The sequence below is a fragment of the [Mannheimia] succiniciproducens MBEL55E genome (assembly GCF_000007745.1).
In the GTDB taxonomy this organism is placed as follows: Bacteria; Pseudomonadota; Gammaproteobacteria; order Enterobacterales; family Pasteurellaceae; genus Basfia; species Basfia succiniciproducens.
The window spans coordinates 2,213,883-2,228,020 of record NC_006300.1; the positions used below are offsets into that span (position 1 = coordinate 2,213,883).

General features: G+C 40.5%; 12 protein-coding genes. 10 read left to right on the top strand and 2 right to left on the bottom strand.

Annotated elements, in window-relative coordinates; translation table 11 throughout:
* The first annotated feature begins 17 nt into the window (after positions 1 to 17).
* From MS_RS10385 to MS_RS10405, 5 genes are read left to right on the top strand one after another with little or no spacing between them, the layout of a single operon-like run.
* Positions 18 to 620: a response regulator gene (locus MS_RS10385; RefSeq protein ID WP_041640099.1), complete on the top strand. Its 603-nt coding sequence runs from the start codon at positions 18 to 20 to the stop codon at positions 618 to 620.
* Between the two features lie 10 nt (positions 621 to 630).
* Positions 631 to 2,142, top strand: coding sequence for a signal transduction histidine-protein kinase/phosphatase UhpB (gene uhpB / locus MS_RS10390; RefSeq protein WP_011201435.1), 1,512 nt, complete (start codon positions 631 to 633; stop codon positions 2,140 to 2,142).
* A 2-nt stretch (positions 2,143 to 2,144) separates the two neighbouring features.
* On the top strand, positions 2,145 to 3,419 hold the full coding sequence (locus MS_RS10395) for an MFS transporter (protein ID WP_011201436.1): 1,275 nt from the start codon (positions 2,145 to 2,147) through the stop codon (positions 3,417 to 3,419).
* A 29-nt stretch (positions 3,420 to 3,448) separates the two neighbouring features.
* The gene (narQ, locus tag MS_RS10400; protein WP_041640280.1) at positions 3,449 to 5,176 is read left to right on the top strand and encodes a nitrate/nitrite two-component system sensor histidine kinase NarQ; all 1,728 of its coding nucleotides are present in this window, start codon (positions 3,449 to 3,451) and stop codon (positions 5,174 to 5,176) included.
* An 8-nt stretch (positions 5,177 to 5,184) separates the two neighbouring features.
* Complete coding sequence (locus MS_RS10405) at positions 5,185 to 5,715, top strand: GNAT family N-acetyltransferase (protein WP_011201438.1); 531 nt, start codon at positions 5,185 to 5,187, stop codon at positions 5,713 to 5,715.
* 99 nt (positions 5,716 to 5,814) lie between these two features.
* Here the strand turns inward: MS_RS10405 and MS_RS10410 are convergent, their stop codons facing one another.
* A complete protein-coding gene (locus MS_RS10410) occupies positions 5,815 to 7,110 on the bottom strand; it encodes an NAD(P)/FAD-dependent oxidoreductase (protein ID WP_011201439.1) in 1,296 nt (431 codons plus the stop codon).
* Between the two features lie 324 nt (positions 7,111 to 7,434).
* Between MS_RS10410 and MS_RS10415 the strand changes: the two genes are divergently transcribed.
* Positions 7,435 to 8,487 (top strand): ABC transporter substrate-binding protein, encoded by a 1,053-nt coding sequence (locus MS_RS10415; RefSeq protein WP_041640100.1) that lies wholly within the window; start codon positions 7,435 to 7,437, stop codon positions 8,485 to 8,487.
* 277 nt (positions 8,488 to 8,764) lie between these two features.
* Here the strand turns inward: MS_RS10415 and pckA are convergent, their stop codons facing one another.
* Positions 8,765 to 10,381: a phosphoenolpyruvate carboxykinase (ATP) gene (gene pckA, locus MS_RS10420; RefSeq protein ID WP_011201442.1), complete on the bottom strand. Its 1,617-nt coding sequence runs from the start codon at positions 10,379 to 10,381 to the stop codon at positions 8,765 to 8,767.
* 227 nt (positions 10,382 to 10,608) lie between these two features.
* Between pckA and MS_RS10425 the strand changes: the two genes are divergently transcribed.
* The 4 genes from MS_RS10425 to MS_RS10440 all read left to right on the top strand — a co-directional run bounded on the left by MS_RS10425 (position 10,609) and on the right by MS_RS10440 (position 14,109).
* Positions 10,609 to 11,226: a TetR/AcrR family transcriptional regulator gene (locus MS_RS10425; RefSeq protein WP_011201444.1), complete on the top strand. Its 618-nt coding sequence runs from the start codon at positions 10,609 to 10,611 to the stop codon at positions 11,224 to 11,226.
* 14 nt (positions 11,227 to 11,240) lie between these two features.
* On the top strand, positions 11,241 to 12,383 hold the full coding sequence (locus MS_RS10430; protein WP_011201445.1) for an NADH-dependent flavin oxidoreductase: 1,143 nt from the start codon (positions 11,241 to 11,243) through the stop codon (positions 12,381 to 12,383).
* 587 nt (positions 12,384 to 12,970) lie between these two features.
* Positions 12,971 to 13,285 (top strand): IS3 family transposase, encoded by a 315-nt coding sequence (locus MS_RS10435; RefSeq protein ID WP_011201446.1) that lies wholly within the window; start codon positions 12,971 to 12,973, stop codon positions 13,283 to 13,285.
* 11 nt (positions 13,286 to 13,296) lie between these two features.
* Positions 13,297 to 14,109 (top strand): IS3 family transposase, encoded by an 813-nt coding sequence (locus MS_RS10440; RefSeq protein ID WP_041639880.1) that lies wholly within the window; start codon positions 13,297 to 13,299, stop codon positions 14,107 to 14,109.
* Positions 14,110 to 14,138 lie beyond the last annotated feature (29 nt).

Here is a 14,138-nt window from a genome sequence, read left to right on the forward strand (position 1 = left end):
ATCCGGGAGAAATAACAATGATAAAAGTTGCTCTTATTGACGATCATGTAATTGTACGTTCGGGATTCGCACAATTACTCTCATTAGAAGAAGACATTGAAGTGGTGGGGGAATTCGGTTCCGCAAAAGAAACCCGTCAAAACCTGCCTCGCATAAAAGCGGATGTATGTATTATCGACATTTCCATGCCTGACGAAAGCGGTCTGGATTTGCTGAAAAGCATTCCTTCCGGCATTCATTGCATTATGCTAAGCGTAAATGACAGCGAAATGATTGTAAAAAAAGCGCTGGAACTCGGTGCAAAAGGCTATTTAAGCAAACGTTGCAGCCCGGAAGAACTGGTTCAGGCGGTGCGAACCGTCTATACAGGCGGCGTCTATTTAATGCCGGAATTAACCGTAAAACTGGTAACCAACAAAAACAACAATCCGATTCAACAATTAACTAAACGGGAGCTGGAAATCTGTGAATTGCTAATCCGGGGTTTGGGGGCGAAAGAAATCGGCGAACAGCTTGGCTTGAGTTTCAAAACCGTTCATGCCCACCGCGCGAATGCTATGAGTAAATTAGACGTCAAAAATAACGTAGAATTAGCCAATTTATTCCATCAATACAGCTAAATTAATCCTTATGAATGCGATAATCACGTTAATTTATAGCTGGTTTATCATGCTTTGCGCATATTTTTCCGTATGGGCGATTTCCGATTATCTGCTCGGTAATTCCTTACTCGCTTTGCTGTTTCTCCCTTTTGCCCTACGGTTAGGCATTAACCTTCATACGCCGAAGATTTTTTGGCTGGTGAGTTATTGCGCGGAATTCTGCATTCTAAGTTTGCTAATGTACGCCTCGCCCAACGAATATTATTTGCCGGCGATTATTTTGAGTATCGCAAGCCTTCCCGTTACCTTTATCGGGCAAAAATATTATCAGGGCAATGAAGCGAGAAAGCTTGCCGTTCAAGGTGTTATCGCCGTTTTTGTCAGTCTGCTTAACGGCATTGTCAGTTTTAGCTTATCCATTTCGTTTTTTTATACGTTTTTAACCAGCTTAACGGGTATGTTGCTTATTATGCCTGCCTGTTTTTTGGGCTACGATTATCTTTTCAAACGTAAATGGATTCCCCTTACCGCAAGTTTGGTACACAAACCCATTTCGTTGCGGGCAAAACACATTTTAATTTATATCCTATTGTTTTTATTGAATATTTTTATTCAAGTTGATATTCCCGAGGAATTCCACCGCTTTGCCTTATTCTTTTTAGCAATTCCCATCATTCTGCTCGCTTACCATTACGGCTGGCAAGGGGCTTTATTGGGCACTTTACTAAACAGTATCGCCTTAATCGCTTCTACCGGCAGTTTCTCACGGGGCGAATTAACCGACCTGTTTCTTTCTATTTCCGCCCAAACAGTCACCGGAATTTTCCTAGGGCTTGCCATTCAGCGGCAACGGGATTTAAACAACAGTTTAATGGTGGAATTAAACCGCAACCGCACGCTAACCCGACAATTAATTAATACGGAGGAATCGATCCGTAAAGAAATTTCCCGTGAATTGCATGACGAAATCGGGCAAAACATTACCGCAATCCGTACTCAGGCTTCAATAATGAAAAGGTTGGAAACTTCGCCTAAGATCGAGAAAGTCGGCAGTATGATTGAGCAATTGTCGTTAAATATTTACGATACCACCAAAGGGCTGCTAAACCGGATCCGCCCTAAAATGCTGGATGATTTAGAGCTTCAGCAGGCATTACAGAATCTGTTTCTTGAACTGGATTTAGAAAATCACGGAATTTCCACCGCACTTTTTTGGGAAAACAAACAAAACGAGCCCCTGGATCATATTCAGGAAATCACCCTTTATCGTCTATGTCAGGAAGGATTAAATAATATTGTCAAATACTCTCATGCAAGCCAAGTGATTATTTCCGTTTTAATTCGTAAAGACATTGAGCTTATTATTCAGGACAACGGTGACGGATTTAATCCGGAAACGGTGAAAAGCGGATTTGGCTTGCAGGGAATGAAAGAACGCGTCGATATTCTGTGCGGTAAATTTCAACTGATTTCCAAAGAGCGGTCGGTTTCGCCGCAACAACACGGCACAACCATCAAAATCACTTTACCTAGATTATAATTATGAATACAACATTTTCGCCCGAAATTAACCGCACTTATCGCTATTGGCGTATTCACCTGATGATCGCTATGTATATCGGCTATGCCGGTTTTTACTTAACCCGTAAAAGCTTTAACTTTGCCGTGCCGGAAATGATCAATAATCTCGGCATTGATAAAAATGACATCGGTATGATGGCGACGCTTTTTTATATCACCTATGGAGTGTCAAAATTCTTTTCGGGAATTTTTTCCGACAAATCCAATCCGCGCCATTTTATGGCTGTCGGGCTGATTATGACCGGGGTGGCGAATATTTTCTTCGGTTTATCCAGCTCCGTATTGATATTTACCGCCGTGTGGATTATCAATGCCTGGTTCCAAGGTTGGGGCTGGCCCGCTTGTTCAAAATTATTAACCACCTGGTATTCCCGTAACGAGCGCGGACGTTGGTGGTCTATTTGGAACACCGCCCATAATGCTGGCGGGGCGCTGATTCCGCTGCTTATAGGTTATGTAACTATTCATTACAGCTGGCGTTACGGCTTTGCTATTGCCGGCATTGTGGCCATTTCTATCGGTTTGTTTTTATTCTGGCGATTGCGTAATACGCCCGAATCCCTCGGTTTACCCAGCATCGGGCATTGGCGAAATGACGAATTAGAGCTTGCTCAAGAGGCGGAAGCACCAAATTTAAGCTGGCGTGAAACCTTAAACCGTTATGTATTCTTAAATAAATATATCTGGTTACTCGCATTAAGCTATACCTTGGTTTATATTGTACGTACCGCCATTAATGACTGGGGTAATATTTATCTCACCGAAAAATATCATTATGATTTGGTGTCCGCCAACAGTGCTTTAGCGGTTTTTGAAATCGGCGGTTTCTTTGGCTCTCTGGTTGCGGGTTGGGGATCCGATCGTCTTTTCTCCAGCAATCGCGGGCCGATGGCGCTAATTTTCGCTATTGGGATTTTCTTTTCAATTACCGCTCTTTGGCTGTTACCGACAGAAAATTACATTTTACAGACCGCACTTTTTTTCGTAGTCGGTTTTTTCGTATTCGGTCCGCAAATGTTAATAGGTATGGCGGCGGCAGAATGTTCCCATAAAAAAACACCGGGTTCAGCAACCGGCTTTGTTGGTCTGTTCGCCTATTTAGGCGCTGCCATTGCAGGCTATCCGCTGGCGCTTATTATGCAGCATTTCCACTGGACGGGCTTTTTTGTCTTCATTGCCTGTTCGGCTTCCGGTATTGCTCTGTTGCTGCTTCCGTTTTTAAAGGCGCAAAACTAATGAAAAGCTCAAGCAAGAAAGGTTTACTCATGAAAAGTTTACTGAGTTTTAAACGACTGACAAAACATTCGGTAACCACATTTATCGCCCATTATCTCTCGTTGATCATTATCTTAGCGGGCATTATTACGACCTTTTCTTTCGCTATTATGGGAAGCAACAAATCTGATGCGGAGCTAATTAATGTTGCCGGCTCCTTGCGTATGCAAAGTTACCGTTTAATCTATACGATGGAATATGAGCCGGAAAAAGTGGATATCGGTCTTCGCCAATATCGAATAAGTTTGCATTCCAATCCACTCGTGACCATTCACCATCATCTTTTAACTCCCGGCGATGTAAAACAGAGTTATTCGGATTTAGTGCGCCGTTGGCAGGAAATGGAAAATCTTGCCCGTACTAACCAACAGGAACAATATCGTAATCAAATTACCAGTTATGTGAATCAGCTGGATCAATTCGTTTACAGCCTGCAGCGTTTTGCCGAAAAGAAAGTGATTATTGCCGTGTTGGTAATTATTCTTTCTATGCTGCTGATTGTGGGGATCGCTTCTTATTTAATCTGGCATACCCATCAGGAAATTGTCAAACCGCTGAATCAACTTATGCGTGCCAGCACACAGATTGAAATGCGCCAGTTTCAGCATATTCTTTTAGATACCAAGCGTGACGACGAGCTAGGACGTCTGGCGAAATCCTTTACCCACATGTCTAACGAGTTACACAAACTCTATGCCAACTTAGAAGAAAAGGTTACGGAAAAAACGCAAAAAATCAATCAGGTCAATCGATCGCTAGCCATGCTTTATTATTGTTCGCAGGAATTAAGTGCCAGCGACCTTAACCGTAACAAACTGCTGCATGTTTTAAAACACGTAATGGCGACGGAACATTTGCGCGCTTTTGAGTTGGATCTGATTGAATTGCGCCAATGGAATATTACTTTAGGCGAACCTTCAGTGGCGCTAAGTTGGCAGGAACAAACCATTGGTTCGGAAGATAACAAGCTAGGCAGTCTTCGTTGGCAGGCAGGCTTGCCTTGTCCGGATACGAGAACCATGGAAAACATCGCACAACTTTTAGGCAGAACCCTTTATTTCAACCAAACACAACGCCAGCAACAACAATTATTACTGATGGAAGAACGTTCCATTATTGCCCGGGAACTGCATGATTCGCTGGCGCAGGTATTGGCTTTTTTACAAATTCAGCTGACCCTGTTAAAACACAACTTAAATAAAGACGACGATAAAGCAAAACGGCAAAGCTTACTGATTATTAAAGACTTCGAACAGGCGTTAAGCGACGGTTACATTCAGTTACGCGAATTATTAGCCACTTTTCGCTTGACGGTACAAGAAGCTAATTTAAAATTAGCTCTTGAGCAGGTTGTTGACTCTTTACGTAATCAAACCGATATTCAAATGACCGTCGATTGTTCATTACCGTCGCAGACCTTTAATCCTCAGCAACTCATTCATGCATTGCAAATTGTTCGCGAATCAACCCTCAATGCAATTAAACACTCAAAAGCCGATTTGATTGAAGTGATCGCCCATACAAATGAAGAAGGGGAGCAGGAATTAATAGTGCGTGATAACGGCGTGGGTATCGCCAGTCTGAACGAACCGGACGGCCATTACGGTTTGAATATCATGCAAGAACGCAGCCAGCAATTAAATGCCAAATTAACCATTAGTAACCGGGCGACCGGTGGTACTGAAGTCAAAATTACACTACCAAATACTTTAGCCTAACGAATAACATGATTATCAGAATAGCAAAAAAACAGGATTATCCGCAAATCATTGATATTTATAACCAAGCCATCCCGAGTCGCAGAATTACGGCGGATTTAGAGCCGGTAACAATGGAAAGCCGCAAAGACTGGTTTGAATTTCATCTGCATAGCGAACGGCACCCGATTTGGGTACTGGAAAACAGCATTATTAAAAATAATCAGGAAGAAAAGCAAATTTTAGGCTGGTGCACGTTTTCGCCTTTTTATCCCCGTGCGGCGTTCGACAACACGGTAGAAATCAGTATCTATTTAGATAATAAAGCGAAAGGAAACGGATACGGCTCCAAAATTCTACAATTCATGAAAGAGCAAATGATGTGCCGTGACATCAATACTTTAATGGCTTATGTGATCGAAGAAAACAATATAAGCAGAAAAGCTTTTGAAAAACAAGGGTTTAAACTTTGGGGGCGTTATCCTAATATTGCCAACATGGGCGATTGTTATCAAACCTTTTTGATGTATGGTTACCAAAGCGGAATTAAAAATTCATAACTTTTTTATGTTTAACTTGTATCCGGAAAAATTTTCCAAATTTTGACCGCACTTTTAAGCCCGATACCCCAAAGTAAAGGGCTTAAATTTTAAGGATAATTAACGGTATTTATCCAGCCATTTGTAATATTTTACGCCGATTTTGGTGGCGAGATTTTTCACAATTCGACCGCCATAAACCGACGGGCTTTTGAGACTCTCGAAAATGGCGAATCGTTCGTCATCGCCTTCAATGGCTTCCGCAATCAAGCGACCCGCCAAACCGGTTAACGCCACTCCATGCCCCGAATAACCGTGGGCATAAAAAATATTGGAGGCAATACGCCCTAAACAAGGCTTCGCATTAATGGTCATGTCGATAGGCCCCGCCCAGCCATAATCAATTTTCACATTCTCCAATTGAGGAAAAACATGCAGCATATTGTTACGCATTACCTGCACCATATCTTTATTGGAACTCGAATCGCTACCGAATAACAGGCGGTTATCCGCACTTAAACGATAATAATCCAATAATAAATTATTGTCGCAAACGGACATTCCATTGTTAATCACCGCATTTGCCGTTTCCTGATCCAAGGGTTCCGTGGCGATAATAAAGCTGTCTATCGGCAAAATTTTACGCGCCGTGCCGCGCTGAATACGTTTAGGCAGACTCGTCACATAAGCATTGGTTGCTAATACCACGTTTTCTGCCGTCACCGAACCTTCGGCGGTTTCCGCTATAACTTTGCTTTTTCCTACATCTAAATCTATTACCGGTGATTGTTCAAAAATCCGTACGCCTAAGTCCAGACAGGCTTTTGCCAAACCTAAACAATAGTTTAACGGGTGAAGATGGCCGGAATTACCGTCATATAAACCGCCTACATAAATATCGCTACCTAGATATTGTTTGAGTTCCGCTTTATTCCATAATTGCATATAGTCGTAAGCAAAAATCTCGCGACTTGTTTGTTCAATTGTGACGAGATCATCCATGCGACGATGATTCAACGCAAGGGTAGCGTAACCTTTTCGCCAATCGCACTGAATATTGTATTTGGCTATACGCTGCTCAATGATATCAATGGCTTCCAGGGACATTTCCCATAATTTACGCGCCTTTTCCAACCCCATATCATCAATGTATGCGTCCATACCGTCTTCGAAACCGTTAATTGCCTGCCCGCCGTTACGCCCCGAGGCACCAAACCCAATTCGCGCTCCTTCCAGTACAATCACGCTTTTTCCCCGTTCAGCCAGTTCAAGCGCTGCAGAAAGACCGCCGAATCCGGCTCCCACCACACATACATCGGCGGATTGGCCGCCCGTTAGCGTCGGTTGGGTAAAATCCTGGTTTCGAGTGTCGTAATAATAAGTTTTGATATGTTCTTGATAAGAAAATTTCAGCATAACCGGTTCTTTTAATAACAGCCGCCGTTTATTTTCATCAACAACGGCAACAAAATTTAATTGAAGGAAATCTTACTCCGCCGTACTAAGATGTCAACGGATAAGCGGAAAACGGAACATAACCGGTTAAAATATGATATAGTTTAAAGAGGTTTTACTCTGGGTCGGTAAAAATCCGATACATCCATGTTTTAGAGAACAGAGAGTAGGAGAAATTTTCGATTTTATTATGCTCAATCCCTGATTGTTCTCCCTTTCGGGTTATTGGAAAACGCCAACATTCAAAAAGTAGCACTTTTGTAACCGCACTTTTGAGGTATTTAAATGAAAAAACATTTCACCCGCTCCATCCAAACATTGCTTGTAACGGCAACCGCATTCTTCTCAACCGCTTCATTTGCAGCGCCCAAACAGTTGTATATCTACAACTGGACCGATTACATTCCTTCGGATTTAATTTCTAAATTTACTAGAGAAACCGGCATTAAGGTGAATTATTCCACCTTCGAAAGCAATGAAGAAATGTTTTCCAAATTGAAATTAACCATTAATAAACCGGGCTATGACCTTGTTTTTCCGTCGAGTTATTACATCAGCAAGATGGTGAAAGAAAATATGCTAACCCCCATCAATCACAGTAAATTAACGAATTTAAAACAAATCCCGTCTAATTTATTGAATAAAGATTTTGACCCGGCAAATAAATTTTCTTTACCTTATGTTTACGGTTTAACAGGAATTGGCATTAATACCTCTTTCGTAAATCCTGACGAGGTCACCGGTTGGGGCGATTTATGGAAAGAAAAATTCAAAGGCAAAGTGTTATTAACCGCCGATTCCCGGGAAGTATTCCATATTGCACTATTATTAGACGGAAAATCACCAAACACTCAAAATGAAGAAGAAATCCGTAACGCCTACCAACGTTTAACAAAAATACTGCCAAATGTAGCGGCATTTAACTCCGATACACCGGAACTACCATACATTCAGGGCGAAGTAGAACTCGGTATGATTTGGAACGGTTCGGCTTATATGGCGGAAAAAGAAAATCCGGCTATTAAATTTATTTATCCGAAAGAAGGCGCCATTTTCTGGATGGATAATTATGCGATTCCTAAAAATGCCCGTAACATCGAGGGAGCCCATAAATTTATCGACTTTATGCTTCGTCCGGAACACGCCAAAATCATTATCGAACGCATGGGATTTTCCATGCCTAATGAAGGTGTGAAAGTATTGCTAAAACCTGAAGACCGCGTAAACCCATTACTGTTCCCGCCGGAAGATGAAGTGAAAAAAGGCGTATTTCAGGCAGACGTAGGCGATGCAACCGACATTTATGAAAAATATTGGAATAAACTGAAAACCAACTAAACTCTTACTCACTTTAAAGCCTGATAACTTCACCAACCTTCAAAAATAACCATTTTTTTACCGCACTTTTACGTTAAAAAGAGCGGTGAAAAACAACAAGTTTTTTATTTAAATCCGTATAAGTAAAAGGTGAAGTCAACCGTCCTAAAGTAGAAAACAATTTGTTATACAGATTAAATAATTTTTGCCGATTTTCCCACGGTCTTTTCGGCTATTATTTCCGACATAAAAATAAGCCCTCTGAAAAGAGGGCTTAGGATTGAATCAAATTAACCGATTATGCTTTAGGACCGGCAGCAACTAATGCCTGACCTTCCGCCGTACCGGTATATTTTTCAAAGTTTTTCACAAAGCGACCTGCAAGATCTTGAGCTTTTTCTTCCCATTGCGCTTTATCCGCATAAGTATCGCGCGGATCTAAGATTGCAGGGTTAACACCAGGTAATGCTTTAGGAATTGAGAAATCGAAGATTGGTAATGAGCCCATTTCCGCTTTATCAATTGAGCCGTCTAAAATTGCATCAATAATACCACGGGTATCTTTAATTGAGATACGTTTGCCGGTACCGTTCCAACCTGTATTAACAAGATACGCTTCCGCACCTGATTCTTGCATACGTTTTACTAACACTTCGGCATATTGTGTCGGATGCAAGCTTAAAAAAGCCGCACCAAAACATGCAGAGAATGTTGGTGTAGGCTCTGTAATACCGCGTTCCGTACCCGCTAATTTCGCAGTGAAACCGGATAAGAAATAGTATTTGGTTTGTTCCGGAGTTAATTTAGACACCGGCGGTAATACACCGAATGCATCGGCAGACAAGAAGATAACTTTAGTTGCCGGACCAGCTTTAGAAACAGGTTTAACGATATTTTGAATGTGATAAATCGGATAAGAAACACGTGTATTTTCTGTTTTGGAACCGTCTGCATAGTCAACGTCACCGTTATCTAAAACAACCACGTTTTCCAATAATGCGTCACGTTTGATAGCGCCATAGATATCCGGCTCGTTTTCAGCGGATAAGTTAATGGTTTTCGCGTAGCAACCACCTTCGAAGTTAAATACGCCTTCATCGTCCCAACCGTGTTCGTCATCACCGATTAGTTGACGTTTAGGATCTGTTGATAATGTCGTTTTACCTGTGCCTGACAAACCGAAGAAAATTGCGGTATCGCCGTCTTTACCAACGTTTGCGGAACAGTGCATTGATGCAATACCACGAAGCGGTAAGAAGTAGTTCATCATTGAGAACATACCTTTTTTCATTTCACCACCGTACCAAGTACCGCCGATTAATTGAACGCCTTCTGTAATGTTGAACGCAACGAAGTTTTCGGAATTTAACCCTTGTTCTTTCCAGTTAGGATTTGTACATTTTGCACCGTTCATTACCACGAAATCAGGTTTGAAACCTTTTAATTCTTCCGCTGAAGGGCGGATAAACATATTTGTTACAAAATGCGCCTGCCATGCAACTTCAGTAACCACACGAACAGCTAAACGCGTATCTTTATTCGCGCCGCAGAATGCGTCAACAACAAATAAACGTTTACCGGAAAGTTGATCGGCAACTAAACCTTTCAAACTGTTCCAGGTATCTTGGCTCATTGGTTTGTTATCGTTTTTAACTTTTTCGCTGGTCCACCATACGGTATCTTTAGTTTTGTCGTCTAAAACGATATATTTATCTTTCGGAGAACGACCGGTGAAAATACCGGTATTTACAGCAACCGCTCCTTGATTAGTCACAGTACCTTTTTCATAACCTTCTAAACCTGGTTTGGTTTCTTCCGCAAAAAGAAGTTCATAGCTCGGGTTATACACAACTTCTTGTACATCATGAATACCTAAAGCACCAAGTTCTTGAGTTAATTGATTAAGATCTGTCATACATCACCTCATAAAATAAATTAAAAATAATAAAAACTAATGTCCCGCATTATAGGACAAAAGATACCTAAAAAATGTTATCTAGATCAAATTATTGGAAAATATATGAAAATAATTTTTGTTTAAAAAGTGAACGATATTGGTATTTTTCATAAAAATCAATATATTGTTATCCGTCACTATTTATGTAATAATTAATACATAAATAATTAAGATAACTCTAAAACATGGAACAGAAATTATCACCGAAGCAAAAAGGTAGACCTAGAACTTTTGATAGAGAAAAAGCGTTAGAATCGGCGCTTTTTGTTTTTTGGAATCAAGGTTATACAAATACCTCGATTGCGGATTTATGTAATGCAATTAACATAAATCCGCCAAGTTTATATGCTGCCTTTGGTAATAAATCACAATTTTTTATTGAAATATTAGATTACTATCGTCGGGTTTATTGGGATGTTATCTATGCCAAAATGGATGTTGAAAAAGATATTCATCGGGCGATTCATATATTCTTCCGGGACTCTGTTAACGTAGTGACAGTAGCAAATACGCCCGGCGGCTGTTTAAGTGCTGTTGCTACATTAAATTTATCGGCGGAAGAAACTAAAATTCAACAAAACATGAGACAGTTAAAATCCGATATTTTAAAACGTTTTGAGAACCGCTTAAAACGAGCGATTGTGGATAAACAATTACCGTCGCAAACCGATATTCCAGCATTAGCGCTAGCTTTACAAACTTATTTATATGGTATTGCCATACAAGCTCAAGCCGGTACAAGTAAAGATGATTTATTAAAAGTGGCATCGAAAGCCGGCTTATTACTCCCTAAATTAATTTAACAAGGAAATCCTTTATGAATCCTATTTTCAGTCCATTATTTCAACCTTACACCTTAAATAACGGTGTAGAAATTAAAAACCGCTTAGTGGTTGCCCCGATGACCCACTTCGGTTCAAATACGGACGGTACATTGGGCAAGCAAGAACATCGCTTTATATCAAATCGTGCCGGTGACATGGGAATGTTTATTCTTGCCGCAACCTTAGTCCAAGATGGCGGTAAAGCATTCCACGGTCAACCGGAAGCTATTCACACAAGCCAATTACCAAGTTTGAAAGCCACTGCGGATATTATTAAAGCGCAAGGTGCAAAAGCAATTTTACAAATTCATCACGGTGGTAAACAGGCAATTACCGAATTATTAAACGGCAAAGATAAAATTTCAGCCAGCGCCGACGAAGAATCCGGTACTCGAGCCGCAACTATTGAAGAAATCCACACTTTAATTGACGCTTTCGGCAATGCTGCAGATCTTGCCATTCAAGCAGGTTTTGACGGTGTAGAAATTCACGGCGCAAACAATTATCTGATTCAGCAATTCTACTCGGGTCATTCAAATCGCCGTACCGATGAATGGGGCGGTTCGCGTGAAAATCGTATGCGTTTCCCGTTAGCGGTAATTGATGCGGTAGTTGCGGCTAAAATAAAGCATCAACGTGACGATTTTATTATCGGCTATCGTTTTTCTCCGGAAGAACCTGAAGAATTAGGTTTAACTATGGAAGATACCCTTGCATTAGTTGATGTCTTAAAAGAAAAACCGTTACAATATTTACACATATCACTTTGGGATTTCTACAAAAAAGCCCGTCGAGGTGCAGATTCCAACACGGCTCGTTTACAGTTGGTACATGAACGTATCGGCGGAAAATTGCCGCTAATTGGTGTGGGTAACTTATTTACCGCCCAGCAAATTTTAGAAGCTTATCAAACCGGTTGGGCTGAATTCATTGCCTTGGGTAAAACCGTAATGGTTAACCCGAAAATCGCTACTATGATCTTAAACGGACAGGAAAATCAATTAATTACAGAAGTGGATGAAAATCAAGCGGATCATTATGGTTTCCCGGACTTCCTATGGAATGCAACCATGAGTGCCACACAGGCATGGTTGCCACCGGTAAAAGGAAAACCTTGGAGTCCATTAGATATTTAATTAAATAAAAGTGCGGTAAAATTTTCGGATTTTTCATCTGATCATATTTTAGATCTACAGGAATAAACTTGTATAAACGAGCATAGTTATATAATTACTGTATGCTAAACTTTATATCTGGTTGTAATAAAAATGAGAGTTCCCTACCGGAAACTCGGTATAGTAGACAAAATAGTTGGTAAAAAGTCCATTGAAGCCTTATATTATCTAGCTTTAATGGACTTTTTTGAAAATGAATAAAAAATTTGCCCAAATTGTCAAAAATCCAGCATTCAGAAATATGGTACTCAAAACCATATTCAACGTTACAAATGTAATGTCTGCAACAAAATATTTACGCTAAAAAATAAACTTGATTCTATAAAAATTTGGCATGATTACACGCTTGGTAAACAGACTTATAAGCAGCTTGCCGAGAGCTATCATTGCTCAGTCAGAACAATCCAAAGACATCTCTTGAAAGCGCCCAAAACACCTCTAAATTTACCACAAAATGAGATATTAAATATCGTCATGGATATGTAGTGGTAGACTAATTCCGCAGTCCTTAATAAGTGGTAAAATAACATCACAAATGAGGAAATATTATGAGAAGAACATTTAGCGCAGAATATAAAGCTGAAGCAGTAAAATTAGTGATTGAACGAGGATATTCGGTTTCTCAAGCTTGCCGAGAGTTAGGTGTGGGTGAAACAGCACTTCGTCGCTGGATAAGTCAAGTTCAAGCGGAGCAACAAGGTTACGTTTTAGCTGGTTCAAAGCCAATTAGCCCAGAACAACAACGAATTCGAGAACTTGAAAATCGTATTAAAGAACTTGAAGAAGATAAGGACATTTTAAAAAAGGCTACAGCGATTTTAATGTCACTCGAAAACAAAAATACCAAGTCATTACGACGTTAAAATCGCGAGGAATCAACCGGTTATGTGAACTATTTAGCGTGTCTGAAAGTGCTTACTACGCCCATTTGCGCACTGCCAAAAAGCCAGCGAAACACACAGCTTTAGCCGTTGAAATCAAGGCAATTTTTGATGCAAGCCGAAGTTCAGCAGGCAAACGAACGATTCAATCGCATTTGAAAGAGAAAGGTATTTTTGTGGGGTTGTATTTAATTCGTAAGTTAATGAATAAGCAAGGATTATTTAGTAAGCAACCGCAAAAATGGCGCAATCCTAGTAAAGGAAACAGTCAAGTTTTTGAGAATATACTAAGTCGAGAATTTACGCCTGATAGCCAAACGACCGTGCTATGTGGTGACACGACCTATATAAAAATCAATGGGATATGGTGCTATTTAGCCGTGGTAATTAATTTATTAAATCGTCAAGTCGTCGGTTGGAAGCTAAGTCGCTATCATGATAGTGAGCTGGTTAAAGATGCACTGAATCATGCGATGCTGAATATTGAACGCACGGAGCGAATGTTGTTCCATTCAGACCAAGGTAGTATTTATGGCAGTGAAATCTTTACTGATTCAGTTAAGAAACATGGGCTTACACAAAGTATGAGCCGTCGTGGTAACTGTTGGGACAATGCGCCGATGGAGCGTTGGTTTCGGAGTTTTAAATATGAATGGATGCTGAAAGGTGGTTATAGTGATTTTGAAAGTGCTGTAAATGATGTGAGAGAATATGTGATGTATTATAATCACATTCGCCCACATAGCTATAATCAAGGTCTATCTCCGATTTTAGCAAAAACAACTTATCGGAGACTGTTAAATTAGTTGACCACTACAATACGACCTTTTTCGGA

Excerpts from the sequence above, each read along its gene's own strand:
- MS_RS10385 (WP_041640099.1), top strand. The coding sequence starts at position 18 with ATGATAAAAGTTGCTCTTATTGACGATCATGTAATTGTACGTTCGGGA.
- uhpB (WP_011201435.1), top strand. The coding sequence starts at position 631 with ATGAATGCGATAATCACGTTAATTTATAGCTGGTTTATCATGCTTTGC.
- MS_RS10395 (WP_011201436.1), top strand. The coding sequence starts at position 2,145 with ATGAATACAACATTTTCGCCCGAAATTAACCGCACTTATCGCTATTGG.
- narQ (WP_041640280.1), top strand. The coding sequence starts at position 3,449 with ATGAAAAGTTTACTGAGTTTTAAACGACTGACAAAACATTCGGTAACC.
- MS_RS10405 (WP_011201438.1), top strand. The coding sequence starts at position 5,185 with ATGATTATCAGAATAGCAAAAAAACAGGATTATCCGCAAATCATTGAT.
- MS_RS10410 (WP_011201439.1), bottom strand. The coding sequence starts at position 7,110 with ATGCTGAAATTTTCTTATCAAGAACATATCAAAACTTATTATTACGAC.
- MS_RS10415 (WP_041640100.1), top strand. The coding sequence starts at position 7,435 with ATGAAAAAACATTTCACCCGCTCCATCCAAACATTGCTTGTAACGGCA.
- pckA (WP_011201442.1), bottom strand. The coding sequence starts at position 10,381 with ATGACAGATCTTAATCAATTAACTCAAGAACTTGGTGCTTTAGGTATT.
- MS_RS10425 (WP_011201444.1), top strand. The coding sequence starts at position 10,609 with ATGGAACAGAAATTATCACCGAAGCAAAAAGGTAGACCTAGAACTTTT.
- MS_RS10430 (WP_011201445.1), top strand. The coding sequence starts at position 11,241 with ATGAATCCTATTTTCAGTCCATTATTTCAACCTTACACCTTAAATAAC.
- MS_RS10435 (WP_011201446.1), top strand. The coding sequence starts at position 12,971 with ATGAGAAGAACATTTAGCGCAGAATATAAAGCTGAAGCAGTAAAATTA.